At 72.4% G+C, this 22,526-nt stretch carries 17 protein-coding genes; 7 read left to right on the top strand and 10 right to left on the bottom strand.

What is annotated here, in order from left to right:
- Window positions 1-301: 301 nt before the first annotated feature.
- From AB6L24_RS38230 to AB6L24_RS38200, 7 genes are all read right to left on the bottom strand, one after another.
- Entirely contained in the window at window positions 302-1,318 is a 1,017-nt protein-coding gene (locus AB6L24_RS38230) for an N-acetylglucosamine kinase (protein WP_405663860.1), read from the bottom strand.
- Entirely contained in the window at window positions 1,309-2,574 is a 1,266-nt protein-coding gene (locus tag AB6L24_RS38225) for a 6-phospho-beta-glucosidase (protein WP_405663856.1), read from the bottom strand. The genes AB6L24_RS38230 and AB6L24_RS38225 overlap by 10 nt, the downstream gene beginning before the upstream one ends.
- Before the next feature lie 8 nt (window positions 2,575-2,582).
- Window positions 2,583-3,494, bottom strand: coding sequence for a carbohydrate ABC transporter permease (locus AB6L24_RS38220; protein ID WP_405663854.1), 912 nt, complete (start codon window positions 3,492-3,494; stop codon window positions 2,583-2,585).
- A gap of 6 nt (window positions 3,495-3,500) precedes the next feature.
- On the bottom strand, window positions 3,501-4,436 hold the full coding sequence (locus AB6L24_RS38215) for a carbohydrate ABC transporter permease (protein WP_380855106.1): 936 nt from the start codon (window positions 4,434-4,436) through the stop codon (window positions 3,501-3,503).
- A 13-nt stretch (window positions 4,437-4,449) separates the two neighbouring features.
- Window positions 4,450-5,790 (bottom strand): ABC transporter substrate-binding protein, encoded by a 1,341-nt coding sequence (locus AB6L24_RS38210; RefSeq protein ID WP_405663851.1) that lies wholly within the window; start codon window positions 5,788-5,790, stop codon window positions 4,450-4,452.
- Between the two features lie 110 nt (window positions 5,791-5,900).
- Window positions 5,901-7,091, bottom strand: coding sequence for an ROK family protein (locus tag AB6L24_RS38205; RefSeq protein WP_405663849.1), 1,191 nt, complete (start codon window positions 7,089-7,091; stop codon window positions 5,901-5,903).
- A 245-nt stretch (window positions 7,092-7,336) separates the two neighbouring features.
- A complete protein-coding gene (locus AB6L24_RS38200; protein WP_087884137.1) occupies window positions 7,337-8,431 on the bottom strand; it encodes a mechanosensitive ion channel family protein in 1,095 nt (364 codons plus the stop codon).
- A gap of 267 nt (window positions 8,432-8,698) precedes the next feature.
- Between AB6L24_RS38200 and AB6L24_RS38195 the strand changes: the two genes are divergently transcribed.
- Complete coding sequence (locus tag AB6L24_RS38195) at window positions 8,699-9,235, top strand: HNH endonuclease (RefSeq protein ID WP_289950701.1); 537 nt, start codon at window positions 8,699-8,701, stop codon at window positions 9,233-9,235.
- Between the two features lie 46 nt (window positions 9,236-9,281).
- On the opposite strand, the gene AB6L24_RS38190 is transcribed toward AB6L24_RS38195, so the two are convergent.
- Complete coding sequence (locus AB6L24_RS38190) at window positions 9,282-12,272, bottom strand: beta-N-acetylglucosaminidase domain-containing protein (RefSeq protein ID WP_405663847.1); 2,991 nt, start codon at window positions 12,270-12,272, stop codon at window positions 9,282-9,284.
- A 490-nt stretch (window positions 12,273-12,762) separates the two neighbouring features.
- On the opposite strand from AB6L24_RS38190, the gene AB6L24_RS38185 reads away from it, so the two are divergent.
- The 3 genes from AB6L24_RS38185 to AB6L24_RS38175 all read left to right on the top strand — a co-directional run bounded on the left by AB6L24_RS38185 (window position 12,763) and on the right by AB6L24_RS38175 (window position 15,738).
- A complete protein-coding gene (locus tag AB6L24_RS38185; protein ID WP_405663844.1) occupies window positions 12,763-12,999 on the top strand; it encodes a hypothetical protein in 237 nt (78 codons plus the stop codon).
- Window positions 13,000-15,414 (top strand): 4-alpha-glucanotransferase, encoded by a 2,415-nt coding sequence (gene malQ / locus AB6L24_RS38180; RefSeq protein WP_405663842.1) that lies wholly within the window; start codon window positions 13,000-13,002, stop codon window positions 15,412-15,414. It abuts the gene before it with no gap.
- An 84-nt stretch (window positions 15,415-15,498) separates the two neighbouring features.
- Window positions 15,499-15,738, top strand: a complete 240-nt coding sequence (locus AB6L24_RS38175; RefSeq protein WP_030363363.1) for a hypothetical protein — start codon at window positions 15,499-15,501, stop codon at window positions 15,736-15,738.
- Between the two features lie 176 nt (window positions 15,739-15,914).
- Here AB6L24_RS38175 and AB6L24_RS38170 read toward each other — a convergent pair whose 3' ends face one another.
- Entirely contained in the window at window positions 15,915-16,469 is a 555-nt protein-coding gene (locus tag AB6L24_RS38170) for a MarR family winged helix-turn-helix transcriptional regulator (RefSeq protein WP_405664508.1), read from the bottom strand.
- A gap of 180 nt (window positions 16,470-16,649) precedes the next feature.
- Here AB6L24_RS38170 and AB6L24_RS38165 point away from each other — a divergent pair, with 180 nt between their 5' ends.
- From AB6L24_RS38165 to AB6L24_RS38155, 3 genes are all read left to right on the top strand, one after another.
- Window positions 16,650-17,642: an EamA family transporter gene (locus tag AB6L24_RS38165; RefSeq protein WP_405663839.1), complete on the top strand. Its 993-nt coding sequence runs from the start codon at window positions 16,650-16,652 to the stop codon at window positions 17,640-17,642.
- A 117-nt stretch (window positions 17,643-17,759) separates the two neighbouring features.
- Window positions 17,760-18,662, top strand: coding sequence for a DMT family transporter (locus tag AB6L24_RS38160; RefSeq protein WP_405664507.1), 903 nt, complete (start codon window positions 17,760-17,762; stop codon window positions 18,660-18,662).
- A 27-nt stretch (window positions 18,663-18,689) separates the two neighbouring features.
- Window positions 18,690-19,586 carry a LysR family transcriptional regulator gene (locus tag AB6L24_RS38155; protein ID WP_405663837.1) on the top strand — a complete coding sequence of 299 codons (897 nt, stop codon included), beginning with the start codon at window positions 18,690-18,692 and terminating at the stop codon, window positions 19,584-19,586.
- A gap of 293 nt (window positions 19,587-19,879) precedes the next feature.
- Here AB6L24_RS38155 and pepN read toward each other — a convergent pair whose 3' ends face one another.
- Window positions 19,880-22,444, bottom strand: coding sequence for an aminopeptidase N (gene pepN, locus AB6L24_RS38150; protein WP_405663834.1), 2,565 nt, complete (start codon window positions 22,442-22,444; stop codon window positions 19,880-19,882).
- Between the last annotated feature and the right edge of the window lie 82 nt (window positions 22,445-22,526).

Genomic DNA, 22,526 nt, shown 5'->3' with positions numbered 1-22,526 from the left:
ACTGCCCTTTCTTCCGGGCCTCGGTGGCGGCGGAAGTGGTGCACGGCCGCAAGTATCGCCGTAGGGACTGACATCCGCACAGGGCTTGACTCGATCTTGTGCGGATTGGTGGGCCACCGGGCGTCTTTGAACACGCCTCGGGGGCGTGTTCGGTTCCCTGTACGAGCAGCGGGCCGGGGGCCTTGGGAGGCTGTCCTCGCCGAAGTCCCCTTCGGGTGGGACAGCCTCCGCCGATCGGCGCTCCGCGCCTCGTCCTCAAACACCGGACGGGCTGAAATCTCGCCGGGCCGGGGAGGGAGGGCTACTCGCCGGAGTTGTAGTGCCTCCGTACCCGCGCGTGCACCTCCGCCGGAGCGCCCACCTCGTCCAGGCCCAGCAGGATCGCGCCCAGGACCGGGCTCTCCGTCACCACGCGGGGGGTCGCCTTGGGGGCGCGTTCGGAGAGGAGGGTGCGGATGGTGTCGTCGAGGCGGGGGTGGCGGGCCGCCAGGACGCTGCCGCCCAGGAGGACCGGGGCCGCCTCGTCGAGGAGGTCGAGACGGGTGAGGGCGACCGTGGACATGGCGACGACCTCCTCGGCCATGCGGTCGACCAGGGAGAGGGCGACGGGGTCGCCGGTGGCCGCCGTCGCGAACAGGACGGGGGTCAGCTCGTGTTGGCGGGCGGGCTCGATGCGGCCGAGGTGCAGGGCCTCGATGAGGGCGTACATGGAGGGCAGGCCGAAGTGCGCGGGCAGGGCCGTCATGAGGTCGGTGGGGCCGCCCCTGCCGTCCTCCGCGCGGGCCGCGTGCCACAGCGCCTCCTGGGCGAGGTGGCCGCCGCCGCCCCAGTCGCCGGAGATCTTGCCGATCGCCGGGAAGCGGGCCGTGCGGCCGTCCGGCAGCATGCCCACGCAGTTGATGCCCGCGCCGCACACCACCGCGACCCCGCGCGGCTCGGCGTCCTCGACCAGGCCCGCCCTGAGGATCGCGAAGGTGTCGTTGCGCACGTCCACGCTGGTGCTCCAGCCGCGCCGCCGCAGCGCGGCCGCCAACTCCCGTTCCTCCACCGGGAGATCGGCGTTGGCCAGGCACGCGGAGACATGCCCGACCGAGGTCAGACCGGCCTCGCCGAGGGCGGCGGCGACCGCGTCGGCGAGGGTGTCCACGGCGGTCTCCACGCCGACCAGCGGGGGCTGGAAGCCGCCCCCGCGGGCCGCGCCGACGACCTCGCCGGCCGCCGTGACCACCGCGACGTCGGTCTTGCTGTTGCCCGCGTCGATGGCGAGCAGTGACGTGGACGCCGAAGGGCCCGCGCCGTGCGGTGTGCTCAGGCCCACGCCAGGTGCTCCCGGTTGTGTGCGACGAGATCGTCCGTGAGCTTCTCCGCGTACTCGTACTGACCCACCAGCGGGTGGGCGAGCAGCGCCTTGAAGACGCGGTCGCGGCCGCCGTGCAGGGCGGCGTGCAGCGACAGGTCCTCGTACGCGGTGACGTTCGCGATCAGGCCGGAGAAGAGGGGGTCGAGGGCGGGGACGGCCAGCGGGGTCGCGCCGGATCCGTCCACGGACGCCTGGACCTCGATCACCGCGTCGTCGGGGAGGAAGGGCAGCGTGCCGTTGTTGTGGGTGTTGACCACCTGGTACGGGCTGCCTCCGCCGCCCAGGAGCGACGCCGCCAGGTCCACGGCCGCCTCCGAGTAGAACGCGCCGCCCCGCTTGGCGAGCAGCTCCGGCTTCTCGTCCAGGGCCGGGTCGCCGTACATCTTCAGCAACTCGGCCTCCATCGCGGCCACTTCGGCGGCGCGGGAGGGCTTGGTGCGCAGTTCCCGTACGACCGCGTCGTGCTGGTAGTAGTAGCGCAGGTAGTAGGACGGGACGACGCCGAGGCGGTCGACGATCGTCTGCGGCATGTGCAGGTCCTCGGCGATGGCCTCGCCGTGCTCGGCGAGCAGCTTCGGCAGGACGTTCTCGCCGTCGGGGCCGCCAAGGCGCGCGCCCAGCTCCCACGTGAGGTGGTTGAGGCCGACGTGGTCCAGGTGCACCTGGGACGGGTCCACGCCCAGGTGCGCGGCGAACTTCCGCTGGAAGCCGATGGCGACGTTGCACAGGCCGACGGCCTTGTGGCCGGCCTGGAGCAGGGCGCGGGTGACGATGCCGACGGGGTTGGTGAAGTCGATGATCCACGCGTTCGGGTTGGTGCGGCGGACGCGCTCGGCGATGTCGAGGACGACGGGGACCGTGCGAAGCGCCTTGGCGAGGCCGCCCGCGCCGGTGGTCTCCTGGCCGACGCAGCCGCACTCCAGGGGCCACGTCTCGTCCTGCTGCCGCGCGGCCTGCCCGCCCACGCGGAGCTGGAGCAGCACCGCGTCGGCGTCGGCGACGCCCGCGTCCACGTCGGACGTGGTGACGATGCGGCCGGGGTGGCCCTGCTTGGCGAAGATGCGGCGGGCGAGGCCGCCGACCAGCTCCAGGCGGTCGGCCGCCGGGTCGACGAGGACGAGTTCCTCGATCGGCAGGGTGTCCCTCAACCGCGCGAATCCGTCGATGAGTTCGGGTGTGTAGGTCGAGCCTCCGCCGACCACTGCGAGCTTCATGTGCTGAATCAGCCCTTTACTCCGGTGAGGGTGACGCCTTCGACGAAGGCCTTCTGTGCGAAGAAGAAGACGACGATGACCGGAGCCATGACCAGCAGCGTCGCCGCCATGGTCATGTTCCAGTTCACCATGTGGGCGCTCTTGAAGGACTCCAGGCCGTAGCTGAGGGTCCAGGAGCCCGGGTCCTGCGCCGCGTAGATCTGTGGGCCGAAGTAGTCGTTCCAGCAGTAGAAGAACTGGAACAGCGCGATGGCCGCGATGCCCGGCTTGGCCATCGGCACGATGATCTTCAGCAGGGTCTTGACCTCGCCGCAGCCGTCCACGCGCGCCGACTCGATGTACTCCTTGGGGATCGTCAGGAGGAACTGGCGGAGCAGGAAGATCGAGTACGCGTCGCCGAACGCCATCGGGATGATCAGCGGCCACAGCGAGCCCGACAGATGGAACTGCTGCGCCCACACCAGGTACATCGGGATCACGATGACCTGCGGCGGCAGCATCATCGTCGAGATCACGAGCAGCATCGCCGTGCGGCGGCCGCGGAAGCGGAACTTGGCGAGCGCGTACGCCACGGGGATCGCCGAGCAGACCGTGAAGAGGGTGCCGAGCCCCGCGTACATCAGGGAGTTGCGCCACCAGGTGAGGAAGCCGTCCGTCTCGAAGACGGCCTTGTAGTTCTCCCAGTGCCAGGAGGACGGCCACAGCTCGCCGCTCATCGCCTGCGAGTCGCTCATCACGGACGTCAGGAAGACGAACACGAACGGCAGGATGAAGAGCAGCGCCACGGCGACGGCGACGCTGTGCACGGCTATCCAGTGCAGGATGCGCTTGCGGCGGGCGCGGGCGGCCTCCGGGCCGCGCGGCCGGACGGGCGTGGCGGAGGACTCCGCGGCGGGCGCGCTGAGTGTCGTGGAAGTCATCGGGGATCAGTCCTCCGCCGAGAGCAGACCGGAGCGCTTGCGCATCAGCAGCATCGTCACGGCCATGGCGATGACGAAGAGGACGAGCGAGAGGACGCACGCCGCACCGGTGTTGAAGTTCTGGAAGCCCATCTGGTAGACGAGCTGCGGGACCGTGAGGGTCGAGTGGTCGGGATAGCCGGGCTGGATCACCGATCCCGGCCCGATGGAGACACCGGAGGCGATCTTCCCCGCGACCAGGGCCTGCGTGTAGTACTGCATGGTCTGGACGACGCCCGTGACCACGGCGAACATCACGATCGGCGTGATGGACGGCCAGGTCACGTACCGGAACTTCGCCCAGGCGCCCGCGCCGTCGATCTCGGCCGCCTCGTACTGCTCCTTCGGTACGTCGAGCAGCGCCGCCATGAAGATCACCATCAGGTCGCCGATGCCCCACAGGGAGAGCATCACGAGCGACGGTTTCGACCACGTCGGATCGTTGAACCAGGTGGGCGCCGTGATGCCGATCTTGGAGAGCAGCTCGTTGACCGGACCCGTGCCCGGGTTCAGGAGGAAGACGAAGGCGACCGTGGCCGCCACCGGCGGGGCGAGATAGGGGATGTAGAAGGCGGTCCGGAAGAACCCGACCCCCGACTTGATCTTCGTGATGAGCAGGCCGAGCGAGAGCCCGAAGATCACCCGCAGCGCCACCATCACCACGACCAGCCACAGCGTGTTCCACAGCGCCGGGCCGAACAGCGGCATCTGCTCGAACACGTACCGCCAGTTCTTCAGGCCCACGAACGTGGGCTCCTTGATCTGGTTGTAGTGCATGAACGAGAAGTAGACGGTGGCGATCAGCGGGTACGCGAAGAAGACGCTGAAGCCGATCAGCCAGGGGGAGAGGAAGCCGAGGACGCGCAGTCTGCGGCGCGCCGGGCGGGAGAGTGTCAGGGCCATGGCGGGGCGCTCCTCAGTTCTCTGCCTGGAGGTTGTCGGCGTCGATCTGCTCGTCGAGCTTCTTCAGCGCCTCGCGCAGGTTCTTCTTGCCGCCGGCCTCGATCGAGTACGCGACGTCCGCGAGCGAGACGATGTACGAGCCGCCGTTCGTGGACTGCGGGAGTGCCGTGCTGTGCTCGTTCTCCAGGATCTTGAAGAAGGTGCGGAAGCGCTTGTCGGCGTCCAGGCGGGGCGACTTGAGGGCGGCGAAGGTGGACGGCACGTTGTGGATGTCGTTGGCCAGGTTCACGACCTGGTCCGTGTCCGCCGTCAGGAACCTGACCAGCTCCCAGGCGGCGTTCTGCTTCTTGCTGCTGTGCGCGATGCCGAGGACGGTGCCGGTGATGAACCCGCGGCCGTAGCTGTCGGCCTGGTCGTCGGGGACCGGCAGCGGTGCCACGCCCCAGTCGAACTTCGCCTTCTTCTCGTCCAGCATCAGCCCGCGCCACTCGCCGTCGAGGTGCATCGCCAGCTTGCCGGTGAGGAAGGCGTTCTGGCTCGACATCTCCTCGCCGAACGTGGCCCGGAACTTCTCCAGGTCGGCGTAGCCGCCCTGCGCCTTGATCAGCTCGTTGGTCGTCTTGAAGTAGTCGTACGTCTTGGGCTCGTCGGCGAGGTTCGACTTGCCGTCGGCGTCGAAGTACTTGGGGCCCCACTGTGCGAAGAGCCGGTCCGGGGCGTTCTGGTAGAGCCGGAAGTTCGGCATGAAGCCGACGCGTTTGTACGAGTCCTTGCCGCTGCGCACGGTCAGCTTCGCCGCGGCCTCCTTGAACTCCGACATGGTGCGCGGCGGCCGGGCGATGCCCGCCTCCTTGAAGGCGTCCTTGTTGTAGTACATGCCGAACGCGTCCGCGAGGAACGGCAGCGCGCACTGGGTGCCCTCGTAACTCGTGTAGTCGAGGAGGGTCTTGGGGAACGTCTTCTTCTTGTCGAGCCCGGTCTTCTTCATGAACGGGTCGAGGTTGACCCACATCCCGGAGTCGCAGTACTGGCCGACGTTGTTCGTCGTGAAGGACGACACCACGTCGGGGGCCTCGCCGCCGCCCGCCCTGAGGGCCTGGTTGATGGTCTCGTCGGTGACGTTCCCGATCGCCTTCACGTCGATGTTGCGGTGCAGCTTCTCGAACCGCTCGATGCTGGCGTTGATCGCCTTGACTTCACCGGGGGCCGACCAGCCGTGCCAGAACTTCAGCGTCACGGGCTTGGTCGGATCGTCGTCGGCGCTGCCGGTGCTCGGGTTGGCACAGCCGGCCAAGAGCAGTCCGACCGCGGTCAGGGCGGCGGGCACGCGGGTGCGTATGCGCCATCGCGGCATGGCGGACGTCCTTTGTGAGAGGCGGTGTTGGGGAGAGGGAGGGGGTGAGCGCGGGGGGTGAGGAGGGGGGTGACGAGGGGGGTGACGAGGGGGGTGGGTGTGCCGTGGGGTCAGGCGGTGTCGAAGACTGTGTCGCGGGCCTGGGTGAGGGCGGTGCGCAGGGCGCCGGTGAGGATCGGGTCGCCGTCCAGCTCGCTGATGCGCAGGTGCGGGCGCGGCAGCGCGAGGCCGGTCATCTCCTCCTTGACGCGCAGGCGCAGCTCCTCGCCGCCCGCTTGGGCCACCTGGCCGGACAGGACGACGAGTTCGGGGTCGACGACCGCCACGACCGCGGCGAGGCCGGTGGCGATGTGGCCGGCGAGTTCGTCGCGCGCGGCGGGGTCGGCGAGCGCCTCGGTGAGCGACCTGCCGCCCGCGCGCTCGCGGACCACGGCGCCGGAGACGAGGCTCTCGAAGCCGCCCCGGTAGGCGTCGGGCGTCGAATCCGGGCCGCCGCGAAGCAGCGGGGCGCCCGGCACCGGCATGTAGCCGATCTCGCCCGCGCCGCCGGTCGCGCCGCGCAGCAGCACACCGCCGAGCACGATCGCCGCGCCCACGCCCTCGTCCAGCCAGACGAGCACGAAGTTGTCGTTGTCCTGCGCCGCGCCCTCGTACTGCTCGGCGATGGCGGCGAGGTTCACGTCGTTCTCGATGGTCACCGGGGTGCCGAGGACCTCGGCCAACTCGGCCCGCAGGGTGCGCGAGTGCCAGCCGGGCAGGTGCGGGGCGTAGCGGAGCCGGCCGTCGTGCGGGTCGATGGCGCCGGGGGTGCCGATGACGGTGGCGCGCAGGTCGTGGTGGCCGAGCCCGGCCTTGGCGAGGGCGCCGTCCACGGCCTCCACGACCAGCTGGGCCGTGCGGTGGCGGACGTCCTCGGCGACCGGCTTCTCAGGGTAGGCCTCGATGCGCTGCCGGCCCACCTCCCGGCCGGTGATGTCGGCGACCAGGGCGGTGATGCCGGTGGGGTCCGCGGACAGGGCGGCGACGTGGCCGACGGCCGGGTCGATCTCGTACAGGACGGCGTTGGGGCCCGGGCGGCCGCTCTGGCGGCCGGTCGTGCGCACCAGGCCCGCGCTCTCCAGACGGCTCAGGAGCTGGGAGGTGGTCGGCTTGGACAGGCCGGTCAGCTCGCCGATGCGGGTGCGGGTGAGGGGGCCGTGGGCGGCGAGCAGGTCGAGCGCGGCGCGGTCGTTCATGGCGCGGAGCACGCGGGGCGTGCCTGGCACGCCGGGAGACCCATGGGATGGGGTGGTTCCAGCCATCGCTGACGACACCTGCCCTTCGGTGGCCCGCCTTCCTCGCTTCACTGTTAGGAAGGCTTCCTGTTTGATGCGAGGAACGTAAAGGCCCGTGAAGGGGCCGTCAAGAGAAAGCGCCCCCGAGGCAACCAAGTCGTTACCTGCGGGGGCGCGGGACGCCTGCGCTGTGCGGAGCCGGCCAGAGAGCACCCGTATCGGCCCGAACGGCCTTGTCCTCAAACGCCGGACGGGCTGATTTCCCTCCCCGCCTACTTCGACAGGTTCGGCGGCGGCGTTATCGGCGACGCCGCCAGGGACTGCGGGGACGTCGAGGAGGCGTACGCGGACGGGGCCGCCATGCCGGCCGTCGGGTCCGGGGCCTGGGCCACGCCGCCGTCCGGCAGCATCGGCAGGCCGCCCACCAGACGGATGCCCTCCGCGTCGAACGCCCGCTTGATGCGCCAGCGCAGCTCCCGCTCCACGCCGAGCGACTTGCCCGGCATCGTCTTCGCGGAGACCCGCACCACCATCTGCTCAAGGAGCACGCTGTCCAGGCCGAGCACCTCGACCGGGCCCCACAGCTGCTCGTTCCACGGCTCGTCCTTGCCGAGCCGCTCGCCGACCTCGCCGAGCACCCGCTTGACCTTGTCCAGGTCCTCGTCCGGGCGCACCGTCACATCGACACCGGCCGTCGACCAGCCCTGGGAGAGGTTGCCGATGCGCTTGACCTCGCCGTTGCGGACGTACCAGATCTCGCCGTCGTCGCCGCGCAGCTTGGTCACGCGCAGGCCCACCTCGATGACCTCGCCGGAGGCCACCCCGGCGTCGATGGAGTCACCGACGCCGTACTGGTCCTCCAGGATCATGAAGACGCCGGACAGGAAGTCCGTGACCAGGTTCCGGGCGCCGAAGCCGATCGCGACACCCGCGACACCCGCGGACGCGAGCAGCGGCGCCAGATTGATCTGGAACGTGCCGAGGATCATCAGCCCGGCCGTGCCGAGGATCAGGAACGACGCCACCGACCGCAGCACCGACCCGATGGCGTGCGAGCGCTGCCGCCGCCGCTCCACATTGACGAGCAGCCCGCCGAGCGCGGTGCCGTCCACGGCCTGCGCCGTGCGGTTCATGCGCTCTATCAGCTTGGTGATGGCGCGCCGCACGATCACGCGGAGCACCATGGCGATCACGAGGATCAGCAGGATGCGCAGGCCGATGGCGAGCCACGTCGACCAGTTCTCCTCCACCCAGCTGGCGGCGTTGGTCGCGCTCTCCTGGGCGTCGTCGAGCGTCACGGGTTTGCGCGTCGGCGTCGGTGTCGGGTCCGGGTCGGCTCCGGCGGCCGACAGGGCGGACAGGAACACGGCTGGTACCTCCAGGCATAGCGGCCTGCCCAGGAGATGCACCGGGCAGGCTCACCACACTAACGGGGCATGGTGTGGGGATCGTTGTCATGTTCGAAGGAGAGGCGGTGCTCACCAGCGCTGAAACGTGTCTCCGTCACAGGTGTGGTCGAAAACACTTCAGGGCCGTTACCGGCACATGCTGGCGCTACGACCAGGCATGAGGGGAGACTGGCTACAGATCGTCCCGGCGCGAGCCACGCGCCGCCGGCGTACAAGGAGGCATCCGTGCCGCATGTCCTGGTCCTCAACGCGTCGTACGAGCCGCTCGGCGTCGTACCGCTCCGCCGCGCGCTCGTCCTCGTCCTCGAGAACAAGGCACTCTGCCTCGAGGAGTCCGGCGCCTTCATGCACAGCGCGACCCGCACCATCCCCGCACCCAGCGTGGTCCGGCTCAAGCGCTTCGTGCGGGTCCCCTACAGGGGGCCCGTTCCACTGACCCGCCGTGCCCTGTTCGCCCGCGACGGCGGCCGGTGCATGTACTGCGGTGGCGTCGCAACCAGCGTCGACCACGTCATTCCGCGCAGCCGGGGCGGCCAGCACGCCTGGGACAACGTGGTGGCCTCGTGCCGCCGCTGCAATCACGTCAAGGCCGACCGGCACCTGCTGGAACTCGGCTGGCGCCTGCGGCACAAGCCCGCCCCGCCCACGGGCCTCGCCTGGCGCATCATCGGCACCGGGCATAGGGATCCGCGCTGGCTGCCGTACTTGCAGCCGTTCGGCGCGGACGACGCGATGGCCCGGATCGACGGCATTTCCGCCTAGGAACCGATCCGGGCCTTGTTGTACGTACGCGGTGCCGGGGGCGGGCTCAGCCCTCCGCCACCGCGTAGGCCGCGACCGACCACAGGGAGTATCCGAACCGGGTCGCCCGCCGCTCGCCGCGCACGCGCACGAAGCGGGTGTCCGGGGCGTCCATCCGCACGGACTCGCGGCCGCCCGCGCCCTCGCGCACGACGGCGGCGGTCCGCCAGGTCCTGCCGTCGGCCGACGTCTGGATCCGGTACCGGGCGGCGTACGCGTCCTGCCAGCGCAGCACCACCTGGCCCAGGCGCACCGGCTGGGCGAGTTCGACCTGCCACCACGCGTCGTCATCGGCGGGCGACGACCAGCGGGTCGTCGCGTCGCCGTCGTTCGCGGCCGACGCCGGGAAGTCCGCCGTCTCGTCACCCGACGACGTGGCCCGCGCGCCGCGCGCGAGATCGGGACCCCCGGCAGGCGGGAACGCCCGCACCGCCACGGTCCGCGTCCCGCCCGCGAACGTGACGGACATCTCGTACGTCCCCGCACGCGTGCCCCGGTCCACGCTCACGTCGAGCGGCACCCCGACCTCCGTGCCGCGCGGCACCGTCATCGCCCGCGGGGCCCGCACCCGCACCTCCCTCGGCGCCCGCACCGTCACCTCACCCCGTACGTCACCGGGCCGCCGCGGCGACAGCTTCACCGTGACCCGGCGCGGGCCGCCGCCGATCTCGACGTCCACGTCCGCCGGAGTCCGCCCGAGGCGCGCGACGGCCGTGTCGGCGAACCACGGCACGACGTGCCGCACGGTGCCGCCGTCGAGGACGACGCGGAGGGCGTCCGCGCGCAGGCCCCGCGGGAGGACGGGGCCGCGGGAGGCACCCGTCAGCTCCGTGCAGCCCGACGGGGTCAGGGACGCGAGGCGGCGCCAGCCCTCGCCGGGGACGTGGGCCTCCAGGGGGCCGCGGGTGCCGGGGTCGGCCAGGACCGTCACCCCGGCGAGCGGCCTGGCCCCTTGCCAGCGCGCGCCCGGCCCCGCCCCGACGTGCTCCCCGTCGAGCCCCGCCCACCTCTCGTACGCCTCCCGGGCCCGCTCCACGAACGGACCGAGAACCCCTTCCCCGACCGTGACCCGACCCCCGCCGTCTCCGTTCTCCTCCTCTTCCGAATCAGCACGTTGCGCGTACAGGGCGCGCGCGGCCCGCCACGCGCCCTCGCCGTCCCCGTGCGCCGCCGCACGCAGCATCCGGACGGCCGTACCGCCCGCCTCGCCGTGGCGCGCCAACCGCTCCGTCCACGGCCGCACCTCCGCCGCGAGGTCGCCGACGCCCTCCACCTCGCTGGCGGCCAGCAGCCCCGGCGTGTCCCGCAGCACCCGGAAGGCGTCGCCCAGTCCGCGCGCCGCCGCGTCGACACGGACCGGGTCGGCCGTCGTGCGCGCCTGCCAGAACTCCCGCAGCAGCGGCCGGAGATACGCCGACTCGGTGGCCCCGAGGACGGACGACGCGTCGTTCCCGGCGAGCGCCGCAAGCGCCGCGCGCGCCTTCGCGTCACCGCCCGCGAGATCGTCGATCGCGGCGTGCCAGGACTCCCGGGGACGGTAACCCCGGGGATTCCAGGCGAAGTCGGCGACCGTGAACAGCGGGATGCGGGACGCCACCGACTGCGCCATCGCGTGGCCGAGCAGCGCGGCCGACCCCTGCGCGACGGCGGGCTCACGACCCGCGTAAGGGCCCAGGAAGATCCGGTCCTGAGCGAAGTCGTTCACGGGGTAGTTGTCCGCCGTCACCAGCGGATGCTCCCCGAATGCCCGCCGCGCGCCCGCCAGTTCACGGCCCGTGATGGTGCGCGGCACGACGCCGACTCCCGTCCACGTCACCTCGACGGAGTCGTCGAGCGCGGCGGACAGGGCCGCGCGGTAGTCCGTGGCGCCGTCCTGGAAGTACTCGGTGGGCATGAGGGACAGGGGCGGGGCGCCCGGGTGGCGCGCGGAGAGGTGCCGCGCGACGGCGTTGGCCACGCGCGCCTGCGCACGCGCTGCGGCGCGCGACCCCGAACCGAACCCCTCCGCGTCCCGCTCGCAGCGCCACTCGCTGTAACTCACGTCCTGGAACTGCAGTTGGAACGCCCGCACGCCCAGCGCCCACATCGCGTCGACCTTCCGCTTCAGGGCGCGTACGTCGGCGTCCGACGACAGGCACATCGCCTGGCCGGGGGCCACGGCCCAGGCGAGCGTCACGTGGTTGCGGGCCGCCCGCGCGGCCAGGGCGCGGAACTCGGCGCGGCGCGGCGCCGGGTAGGGCTCGCGCCAGCGTGCCTGGCGGTACAGGTCGTCGCCCGGGGCGTACAGGTAGCGGTTCTGCTTCGTACGGCCCATGAAGTCCAGGTGGGCGAGGCGCTGATGGTGGGTCCACGGGGTGCCGTAGAAGCCCTCGGTGAGGCCGCGCACCGCTGTCGCGGGCCAGTCGCGGATGCGGACGCCCGGGATCGTGCGGGTCCTTGCGTCGGTGAGCTGGCGCAGGGTCTGGGCGGCGTGGAACAGGCCGTCCGGGCCCGCGCCGTCCAGCGCCACCGTGTCGCGGCCCTCGATCCGGCCCACGGCGAGGCGGTAGCCGCCCGGGGGGAGGTCGGCGTGGGGCTGCGCGCCGAGCGTGCGCAGCGCGTCTCTGGCGCCTGCGCCTCCTGCGTGCACCACCAGGTGGGAGGTCGGAGGGAGAGGGGTGCCCGCGGGGACCTCGGTGATCCGGCGGGCGCCTGCGGCGCGGAGCAGTGTGCGGAGCGCCTCTGCGGCGTGCGGGTCGGTGGGCTCGTCCGGTGCTCCCGTTACGAGGACCACGTCGTCGCCGACCGTGGCCGTGTTCCCCCGGCCTGTGGCCTCCTGGGCCTGCGGCCTCGGCCGGACGTCGGGCACGGGGGCCCCGCGGGGGGTCTCCGGGGTTGTCGGCGGGGGGCCTTCGGACGGTGGGGGCGGGGTGGCCAAGGCGGTCGGGGCGGGGGTGAGGGTGCCGGTGAGGGCCGCGAGGGCGAGGGTGGCTGCGGCTCTGCTGCGGCGTCGGTGCACGTGCTTCTCCCTTGCCGCTCGGCAGTTGTTCCGGTGGGGCGCCTGTTCTGGCGGGGCGCCTCGCTCGTTCCCGTCACTGTGCCCACTCGCGTGCTCACACAGGGTGCCGGAAGCCCATCACCGGGGTGGGGAGGGTGTCAATGCGGGGGCGGGGCGGGGGCGCCCCCGATCGGCGCTCCGCGCCTCGTCCTCAATCGCCGGACGGGCTCTCTCCCACCCACCCGCCCGAACTTGCACCGGCCTGCCCGACGGCCCGGCACCTTCAACCCGACCCGGGATATTTCAGCCCGTCCGGCGTTTGAGGACGAGGCGCGGAGCGCCGATTCGAGGGAGGACTGTCCCACCCGCCACGGGACGCCTGCCTACGGGGTCCAGGCGGAGCTCCGCAGGGCCGGTGTGACCACCGCCACGTTCCCCGGCCGTATGCGGATGCCCCCGACGGCAGTGGGTAGGGCTTCGGAACCGGCATCCGCGACCAAGGGAGCACCCCATGCCCGCCTCCGCGAACCTCCTCCTCTCCGCCCTGTCCAAACAGGTCTCGCACCCCGACTCCGGCCTCGACGGCTCCTGCTCCTGCGGCTGCCTGGAGCCGCCCCTGACCAGCGAGCCCCCGCTGGCCGACGCCTTCCCCCTGACCAGCGAGCCGTCCCTGATGGACGCCGCCCCGCTGACCAGCGAGCCCACCTCCACGGGCACGGCCGCGGGCCTGGACCCCATGGGCGTATAGATGACCCTTGCCCGGCTGGCCGCCCTGCACGGCGTGGCCACCTCCTACGCACCGTCCCCGGACCACACGGTCCAGACCCCGGAAGCCGCGGTCGTCGCGGCCCTCGCCGCGCTCGACGTCGACGCGAGCACACCGGAGGCGGTTCGGAACGCGGTGGCGGCACGCGAACAGGAGTTACGGGAGAGGCTGTTACCGCCCACAGTGGTGCTGTGGACCGACGAACAGCCCCCGGCCGAGGACACGCCCCCCGGACATGAGGGCGACGACGCACACCTCACGCCACGGGAGCCCCCACAGACGGCACAGGCGCCGCTGCCTCGACAGTCGCCGTCTCCGTCGCCACCGCAGGCCGAGAAGGCCCAGCAGGACCGACGAACCCAGCGGGCCCCACAGCCCCCACAGGCCTCGAAGGCACCGCTGCCGCAACAGCCTCCACAGGCCTCGAAGGCACCGCAGCCGCAGCAGCCCCCACAGCCGCAGCAGCCCCCGCAGCCACAACAGCCCCGACATCCCTCACCGCCTCCACCGCCCCCGCCGTCCCCCCACCTCCCAGACCCCCTCTCCTCCCTCCCCCCAGGCACCCGCCTCACCGTGGAGACGGAGCAGGGCGGCCGCCTCGTCCAGCTCGCCGGAGCGCCCGCCGCGCCCGGCGCCCCCGCAACCCCCCACCTCCCCCTGGGCGTTCACCGCCTCACCGCCACCACCCCCGACGGCCTGACCGCCCAGGCCCACCTCATCGTCGCCCCGCGCCGGGCCCCCGCGCCGCCGCCCCGTGCGTACGGGTTTCTCGTGCAGCTGTACTCGTTGCTGAGCCGCCACTCCTGGGGCATGGGGGACCTGGGTGACCTCGCGGAGCTGGCGGCGTGGGCGGGGCGGGTGTTGGGGGCGGGGTTCGTGCAGGTGAATCCGTTGCACGCGGCGGTGCCGAGGGCGCCGGGCGGTGCCGGGGACCCCTCGCCGTACCGCCCGTCGTCGCGCCGCTTCCCGGACCCCGTGCACCTGCGGGTCGAGGACGTCCCGGAGTTCGCCCGGCTGCGGGGCGAGGCGCGCGAGCGGGCGGGCGTCTTCGGGGAGCAGGGGGAGGCGCTGCGCCGAGCGGTCGTGAGCGAGGGCGGGCTGATCGACCGGGACGCCGTGTGGGAACTCAAGCACGCCGCACTGGAGTTGATCCGGGACGTGCCGCTCGGACCCGGCCGCTGCGCCGCGTACAGCGATTTCCTCGCCGAGCACGGCGAGGACCTGGAGGACCACGCGACATGGTGCGCGCTCGCCGAGCGGCACGGGCCGAACTGGCGCACCTGGCCCGAGCCCCTGCGGGACCCGGCGTCGCCCGAAACGGCCCGCGCCCGCACCGAGTTGATGGACCGCGTCGACTTCCACGAGCGCCTCGCCTGGCTCACGGACGAGCAGCTGGCCGCCGCGCAGCGGTCCGCGCGGGACGCCGGGATGGCCGTCGGCCTCATCCACGACCTGGCCGTCGGCGTGCACCCGGACGGCGCCGACGCCTGGGCGCGGCAGCGGTACTTCGCCGCGGGCATGTCGGTGGGAGCGCCCCCGGACGCCTTCAACGCGCGCGGCCAGGACTGGGGCCTGCCGCCGTGGCGCCCGGACCGGCTCGCCGAGTCCGGCTACGCCCCGTTCCGCGCCCTGCTGCGCGCGACGCTGCGGCATGCGGGCGCCGTCCGCGTCGACCACGTCATGGGTCTCTTCCGGCTCTGGTGGGTGCCGGACGGACGTACCCCCGCGGAGGGGACGTACGTCGGCTACGACGCCGAGGCCATGCTCGCCGTCCTCGTCCTGGAGGCGCACCGCGCGGGCGCGATCGTCATCGGCGAGGACCTCGGCACCGTGGAGCCGGGTGTGCGCGAGACGCTGCGCGCGCACGGGGTGCTCGGCACGTCCGTGCTGTGGTTCGAGCGGGACTGGGAGGGCACAGGACAGCCGCTGGCGCCCGCCGACTGGCGCGCCGACTGCCTGGCCACCGCCACCACCCACGACCTGCCGTCCACGGCCGCCCGCGTCACCGGCGCGCACGTGCGCCTGCGGCACGACCTGGGCCTGCTCACCCGCCCGCTGGCCGCCGAACGCGCCGAGGCCGCCGCCGACGTCCGCGACTGGCTCGGCCTGCTGTCCCGGCTCGGCCTGCTGCCGGGCGGTGCCGGGAACGAGGAGGACGAGGTCCGCGCCGTGCACCGGTTCCTGCTCGCGACACCCGCCCGTCTGGTCGGCGTCTGGCTTCCCGACACCGTCGGCGACCGCCGCCCGCAGAACCTGCCGGGCACCTGGGACCAGTACCCCAACTGGCGCCTGCCGATCGCCGACGCCGCGGGCCGCCCCGTCACCCTGGAGGACCTGGCCGCCACCCCGCGCCTGCACGCCCTCATGGAGGTGTTCCGCGCGTTCCGGACGCCGTGACCGCGCCCGCCGCGCACCCGGGTGCGGCGCCCGTACGGCACCCCGGGCGCGCGGGCCGCGCGACGGTTCGCTACGTTGGGCACCGTGGACAAGAAGAACGCCCTGCGCGCCGGTGCTCTGACGGCCGGTACGACGCTGATGATGCTGCTCATGTCGTCCCCCGCGCTCGCGCTCAACCGCGACGACGGCGACGACCCGGGCCCGGGCCTGAGCGTGATGGAGACGCTCGGCCTGTATGTCGCCGCGCCGATCGTGCTGTTCCTGGTGATCGCCGGTCTGGTCATGGTCGGCGACAAGTCCCGCAAGCAGCAGAAGCAGAGCTGACGACGCGGGTCCGCCGACCAGCCGTCTCCACGGCTGTCCGGTTCTGCCCATCTCCGCCGAGGGCGCCCTTCGGCCTCGTACCCAGACGACTTCCGACGTCTTCGTACGAGGCCGAAGGGCGCCCTCGGTGTTTCACGAACCCCCGGTGTTTCACGAACCCCCGGCGCCGCCCGCCGTCATGAGCCGTCGCCGGGCCCCGAGCCGGCGAGCAGCTTGCGCAGCAGCGCCGAGAGCTGCGCCGTCTCCTCCTCGTCGAGCCCCGCGGCCGTGAGCGCCGCGCGCTGCACCTCGACGCCCGCCACGACGGCCCGGTCGACCAGCTCCCTGCCCTCCTCGGTCAGCGTCACCTGCAGGCCACGCCGGTCGTGCGGGTCGGGGGAGCGGCGCAGCAGCCCGGCCCGCTCCAGCTTGTCCAGACGCCCCGTCATGCCGCCCGTCGTCAGCATCAGCGTCGAGGAGAGCTGGCGCGGCGAGAGCGTGTACGGCTCGCCGTGCCGGCGCAGCGTCGCGAGCACGTCGAACTCCCCGCGCGTGGTGCCGAGGCGGCGGTACGCCTGCTCGATGCGGTCGCCCATGGCCTGCGTGGTGCGGTAGACGCGGCCGAAGACCTCCATGGGCGTGGTCTCCAGGTCCGGCCGCACGACGGCCCACTGCTCGATGATCGCGTCGACGCCGTCGGGCGCGGCGGCGACCGCCGCTTCTCCGGAGTGCGTCGCGCTCTGGGAGGACATCACGTTGCTCGCGTTCATGGGGGAAGTATCCACGAGATACGGAAGCTTGCAAGCAAGTGGGTCAATACTGAGTTGCTTTCTTCCAAGTGGGTTGACGATAAGTAGCTTACGACTAAGCTACTTACGACTCAGCTTCCTCCGTGAGTCCCGCGAGCCCCTCAGTCCTGGGAGACGTCCGTCATGAAGCGCGCCACCGCCATCCTCCTCACCGCCTACGCCCCCCTCACCTGGGGCTCCACCTACGCCGTCACCACCGAGTTCCTGCCCGCGGACCGCCCCCTGTTCACGGCCCTGATGCGTGCCCTGCCCGCCGGGCTGCTGCTCCTCCTGCTCGCCAGACGCCTGCCGAGAGGGGAGTGGTGGTGGAAGTCGGCGGTCCTCGGCGCCCTCAACATCGGCGCCTTCTTCCCGCTCCTCTTCCTGTCCGCCTACCGCCTGCCCGGCGGCATGGCCGCGGTCGTCGGCTCCGTCGGCCCGCTGTTCGTCGCCGGACTCGCCGCCCTGCTCCTTGCCGACCGGCCGACCCCGCGCACCCTGCTCACCGCGGCCGCGGCGGCCCTCGGCGTCAGCCTGGTCGTCCTGAAGGCCACCGGGGCGCTGGACGCGGTCGGCCTGCTCGCGGCGGTGGGGTCGACGGCCTCGATGTCGACGGGCACGGTGCTCACCAAGCGCTGGGGCCGTCCGGACGGTGTCGGACCGCTCGCGCTCACGGCCTGGCAACTGACGGTCGGCGGCCTGCTGATCGCCCCCGTCGCGTTCCTGGTCGAGGGCGCGCCGCCCGCGCTCGACGGCCGGAACATCGCGGGCTACCTCTACCTGTCCCTCGCCGGCACGGCCGTCGCGTACTGGCTGTGGTTCCGCGGCATCGGCCGCCTCAGCGCCACCCAGGCCAGCCTCCTCGGCCCGCTGTCGCCGCTGACGGCCGCGGTCATCGGCTGGGCGGCGCTCGGCCAGTCGCTGACGGCGGTGCAGGTGGCGGGGATGGCGCTCGCGTTCGGGGCGACGGTGTTCGGCCAACTGCGCCCGCGGCCGAAGGCCGAGCCGGAGTCGCAGTCGCCGTCTCAGCCGAAGGTGCGGATCCCCGGGGTCCCCGCTCAGGAATCGTTCAGCTCAGCTTCAAAGAACGATCGGAAAGATTCGATGGACCTGAGCGGTTCCGGGCTGCGACGGTAGCTCAGCCGGCCCCGCAGCGGGGCCGGGCGAGCGCCCCGTACCGGGGAGAGAGGCAAGGAGATACCAGTGGCGAGCGTCCTGGAACTGGACCGGAGCAACGGCGGCGGCGACACGAGCGTGCGGGGCGCGGGAGGTGGACGTACCGCGGCCGCGGGGCTCGGCGTCGGACTCGCCCTCGCCGCGCTCGCGACCGTCGTCTGGTCGGGCAGCTTCGTCACCTCCCGCGCCCTCGCCGACAGCGTCCCGCCGATCCAGCACGCGTTCTGGCGCTGGATCGTCGCCATCGCGGCCGTCGCCCCGTTCGCGGCGCGGCAGACCTGGCGCCAACGGGCCCTGCTCCGCGAGCACTTCCGCTTCCTCCTCGCCGCCTCCTTCCTCGGCGTCGCCGTCTACAACACCCTGGTGAACCAGGCCGGAGTCACCACCACCGCGGGCAACATGGGCATGATCATGGCCGCGTCGCCCGTCCTGATGGCGGTGTACGAACGCCTCGGCGGTGCCCGGCTCGGCGCGCGGCGCGTCACGGGCATGCTCGTCGCCTGCGCCGGCGTCCTGCTCCTGGTCAGCGGCGGCTCCCTCGCCATGGACCTCGCGGTGGGCGACCTGTGGGTGATCGGCGGCGCCGTCGCCTTCGGCTCGTACAGCGCGCTCCTGCGCCGCAGGCCCGCCGAGATCGCCGGACTGCCCTTTCTCTTCAGCACCTTCGTCCTCGGCGCGCTGATGCTGCTGCCCGTCTTCCTCGTCAGCCTCGCCGTGCAGGGCGGCTTCGAACCGACGGCCGCGACCGTGTCCCCGCTCCTGTACGTCGGCGTCGTGTCCTCCGCGGTCGCCTTCTTCGCCTGGAACAAGGCCATCTCCGTCATCGGCGCGGCCCGCGCGGGCGTCGTCTACTACCTCCAGCCGGTGTGCGTGGCCCTGCTGTCCTTCGCCCTCCTCGGCGAGGGCATGGGGTGGCTCCAGGTGATGTGCATGGGGCTGATCCTCGGCGGCGTGGTGCTCGGGTCGGCGGGCGGGAAGTAGCGGCTGGTGCGCGGGTACGTTGACGCCATGACCGAGTGGGACATCAAGAAGCTGCAGATCCTGCGCACCCTCGACGAGCGCGGGACCGTCACCGCGACGGCGCGGGCCCTCCTGATGACCCCCTCCGCCGTGTCGCAGCAGCTCTCCAACCTCGCCAAGCAGGTCGGCGTGCCGCTCCTTGAAGCCCACGGTCGCCGGGTGCGGCTCACCGGCGCCGCCCGGCTCCTGCTCGTCCACGCCGACGCCGTCCTCGCCCAACTGGAGCGGGCCGACGCGGAGTTGGCGGCCTATGCCAAGGGGGAGGCCGGGGAGGTGCGGGTCGGGGCCTTCTCCACCGCCGTGCCCGCGCTCGTGGTGCCCGCCGTACGGGCCCTGCGGGTGGCGCACCCCGGGATCTCGGTGCGGGTGCGGGAGGCCGAGGCGGGGGCCGCCTACGAACTCCTCGCCGCCGGGGACGTCGATCTCGCCCTGTCCCTCGCCGCGCAGGCGCCCCGGGGGCGGGACGGGCGTTTCACCCGCGTCACCCTCCTCGCCGACCCGCTCGACGTCGCGCTCCCCCTCGACCATCCGCTCGCCCGCGCCGACGCCCTGCGCCTCGCCGACCTCGCCGACGAGCCGTGGATCTTCGGCGGCTCGGGTCCCTGGTCCGAGATCACGCGGGCCGCGTGCGAGGCGTCGGGCTTCGTGCCCGAGCAGGCGCACAGCGCGGCCGGGTGGGAGGCGATTCTGGCGATGGTGGGGGCGGGGATGGGGGTGGCGCTCGTGCCACGGATGGCCGGAGCCTTCGGGAGGGGTGAGGTGGTGATGCGGGAGCCGGCGGAGCGACCGCATCGGCATGTGGTGGCCGCGGTACGGCGCGGGGCGGAGGGATCCCCGGCGGTGAGCCATGTCCTGGCGGCGCTGCGTGGGGCTACGTCCCCTTGAAGTAAGGGGCACCCTAGTCCTGGGCTGTGCCCACCCGTTCCGCCCTCTGGGCGGCCCAGTTGCCCACAGCGAGGTGCGGCAACTACTCGCCCGCAGACGCCAGGCGGGCTCGGCCACAGAGGCCGGCCATGGGGCGGGCAGGGGCCGTCGTCGAGGGCGAGGTCGCCCGGGGCGGTCGCGGCCGTGGTAGGGGGTGACGGGTGGGCGGGTGGGAGATGTCCCTACCGGGGGGCCGGTGCCGGGGGCGGGCGCGACCAGCCCGCCCCCGGCGTCCGTGAACCGCCCGGCCAGGGCTACGCGTCGGCGGCCTGCGCCCGCAGCGCGCGTTCGACGCCCGCACGGGACTCCGTGATCAGACGGTGCAGCGCCGCCGTCGGCTCCGCGGCCCCGATCCACGCGTCCGTCGCGTCGATCGTCTCCTGGGACACCTGGACGGCCGGGTACAGGCCGACCACGACCTGCTGGGCCATCTCGTGGGACCGGGACTCCCAGACGGACTTCACGGCGTCGAAGAACTTCTGCGTGTAGGGGGCGAGGAGCTCCCGCTGATCGGTCTGGACGAAGCCGGAGATCACCGCCTCCTGCACGGCGTTGGGCAGCTTGTCCGACTCGACGACGGACGCCCACGCCGCGGCCTTGGCCTCGGCGGTGGGCCGCGCGGCCCGCGCCGCGGCGGCGTGCCGCTCACCCGCGGCGGTCCTGTCGCGCTCGGCCTCGGCGGCGATCCCCGCCTCGTCGAGCCGCCCGGTCGCGGCGAGCCGCGCCACGAACGCCCACCGCAGCTCGGTGTCGACGGCCAGGCCCTCGATGGACTCCGAGCCGTCGAGCAGGCCCTCCAGGAGCGCGAGGTCGGACTCCGTGCGGGCGGTCGCGGCGAACGCGCGCGCCCACGCCAGCTGGTGGTCCCCGCCCGGCTCGGCCGCCCGCAGGTGCTCCAGGGTCGCCTCGGTCCACCGCGTGAGCGCGGCCTCGCGGCCCGCCGGGGCGGCGTACAGGTCGAGCGCCAGCTTCACCTGCCGGTGCAGCGACTGCACGACGCCGATGTCGGACTCCTTGCCGATGCCGGACAGGACGAGGGAGAGGTAGTCCCGCGTCGGCAGCTCGGCGTCACGCGTCATGTCCCAGGCGGAGGCCCAGCACAGCGCCCGCGGCAGCGAGGCCTCGAAGTCGCCCAGGTGCTCGGTGACGAAGGCCAGGGACTCGGTGTCGAGCCGGACCTTGGCGTACGACAGGTCGTCGTCGTTGAGCAGGATCACGGCGGGCCGGTGCTTGCCCACCAGGGCGTCCACCGCGGTCAGTTCGCCGTCGACGTCCAGTTCGACGCGGTCCGTGCGCAGCAGCTTGCCGGACTCGTCGTCCAGGTCGTAGAAGCCGATCGCGATCCGGTGCGGACGCAGCGTCGGCTCGCCCTTGGCGCCCTCGGGCAGCGCGGGGGCCTCCTGCTTGACGGCGAAGGACGTGATGACGCCCTGCGTGTCGACGTCCACGACGGGGCGCAGCACGTTGATGCCGGCCGTCTCCAGCCACTTCTTCGACCAGGTCTTCAGGTCACGCCCGCTGGTCTCCTCCAGGGCGCCGAGCAGGTCGGACAGGCGCGTGTTGCCGAACGCGTGCTGCTTGAAGTACGCCTGCACGCCGCTGAAGAACGCGTCCATGCCGACGTACGCGACGAGCTGCTTGAGGACACTCGCTCCCTTGGCGTACGTGATGCCGTCGAAGTTGACGAGCACGTCGTCCAGATCGCGGATGTCCGCCATGATCGGGTGCGTGGACGGCAGCTGGTCCTGCCGGTACGCCCAGGTCTTCATGGAGTTCGCGAACGTGGTCCAGGAGTGCGGCCACTTCGACCCGGGCGCGTACGCCTGGCAGGCCGCCTCGGCGAACGTCGCGAACGACTCGTTCAGCCACAGGTCGTTCCACCACTCCATGGTCACGAGGTCGCCGAACCACATGTGCGCCAGCTCGTGCAGGATCGTCGCGGCCCGCACCTCGTACGCCGCGTCCGTCACCTTGGAGCGGAACACGTACTGGTCGCGGATCGTCACCGCGCCCGCGTTCTCCATCGCGCCCGCGTTGAACTCCGGCACGAACAGCTGGTCGTACTTGGCGAACGGGTAGGCGTAGTCGAACTTCTCCTGGAACCAGTCGAAGCCCTGTCGGGTGACGTCGAAGATCGCGGCCGCGTCCAGGAACTCCGCGAGCGAGGGGCGGCAGTAGATGCCGAGCGGGACGGACTGCCCGTCCTTCTCGTACACGCTGTGCACCGAGTGGTACGGGCCGACGATGAGCGCCGTCACGTACGTGGACAGGCGCGGCGTCGGCGCGAAGGTCCAGACGTCGTCCTTGGGCTCCGGCGTCGGCGAGTTCGAGATCACGGTCCAGCCGGACGGCGCCTTCACGGTGAACTGGAAGGTGGCCTTCAGGTCGGGCTGCTCGAAGGAGGCGAACACGCGGCGCGCGTCCGGGACCTCGAACTGGGTGTACAGGTACGCCTGCTGGTCGACCGGATCGACGAAGCGGTGCAGGCCCTCGCCGGTGTTGGTGTACTCGCAGTCCGCGACGACCTTCAGCTCGTTGGCGCCCTGCGCCAGGTGCCGCAGCGCGATGCGGGAGTCCCGGAAGACCGCGCCGATCTCCAGCGCGTGCCCGTTCAGGACGACCTCGTGGACGGCCGGGGCGATCAGATCGATGAAGGTCTCGGCGTTCGCCTCGGCGGAGTCGAAACGCACCGTGGTCACCGACCGGTACGTCCCGCCCTCCTGCGCTCCGGAGAGGTCGAGATCGATCTCGTACGAGTCAACGGTGAGCAGCTTCGCCCGCTGCTGCGCCTCTTCGCGGGTCAGATTGGTGCCGGGCACGCGGTCATCTCCTCGGTACGACTTGCGAACTTTTTGCGATGTTTCCCGCCATCCTTCCATGTGCCGTCGCCGCCCGCTCCGG

Origin of the sequence: Streptomyces sp. RK9, assembly GCF_045070545.1 — a bacterium.
Taxonomy (GTDB): Bacteria; Actinomycetota; Actinomycetes; order Streptomycetales; family Streptomycetaceae; genus Streptomyces; species Streptomyces alboflavus.
Note: the sequence above shows the minus strand (reverse complement) of the source record. Positions and strands in the feature narration are given on the sequence as shown.

Excerpts from the sequence above, each read along its gene's own strand:
- malQ (WP_405663842.1), top strand. The coding sequence starts at position 13,000 with ATGACCCTTGCCCGGCTGGCCGCCCTGCACGGCGTGGCCACCTCCTAC.
- AB6L24_RS38165 (WP_405663839.1), top strand. The coding sequence starts at position 16,650 with ATGAAGCGCGCCACCGCCATCCTCCTCACCGCCTACGCCCCCCTCACC.
- AB6L24_RS38185 (WP_405663844.1), top strand. The coding sequence starts at position 12,763 with ATGCCCGCCTCCGCGAACCTCCTCCTCTCCGCCCTGTCCAAACAGGTC.
- AB6L24_RS38220 (WP_405663854.1), bottom strand. The coding sequence starts at position 3,494 with ATGACTTCCACGACACTCAGCGCGCCCGCCGCGGAGTCCTCCGCCACG.
- AB6L24_RS38155 (WP_405663837.1), top strand. The coding sequence starts at position 18,690 with ATGACCGAGTGGGACATCAAGAAGCTGCAGATCCTGCGCACCCTCGAC.
- AB6L24_RS38205 (WP_405663849.1), bottom strand. The coding sequence starts at position 7,091 with ATGGCTGGAACCACCCCATCCCATGGGTCTCCCGGCGTGCCAGGCACG.
- AB6L24_RS38170 (WP_405664508.1), bottom strand. The coding sequence starts at position 16,469 with ATGTCCTCCCAGAGCGCGACGCACTCCGGAGAAGCGGCGGTCGCCGCC.
- AB6L24_RS38210 (WP_405663851.1), bottom strand. The coding sequence starts at position 5,790 with ATGCCGCGATGGCGCATACGCACCCGCGTGCCCGCCGCCCTGACCGCG.
- AB6L24_RS38215 (WP_380855106.1), bottom strand. The coding sequence starts at position 4,436 with ATGGCCCTGACACTCTCCCGCCCGGCGCGCCGCAGACTGCGCGTCCTC.
- AB6L24_RS38225 (WP_405663856.1), bottom strand. The coding sequence starts at position 2,574 with ATGAAGCTCGCAGTGGTCGGCGGAGGCTCGACCTACACACCCGAACTC.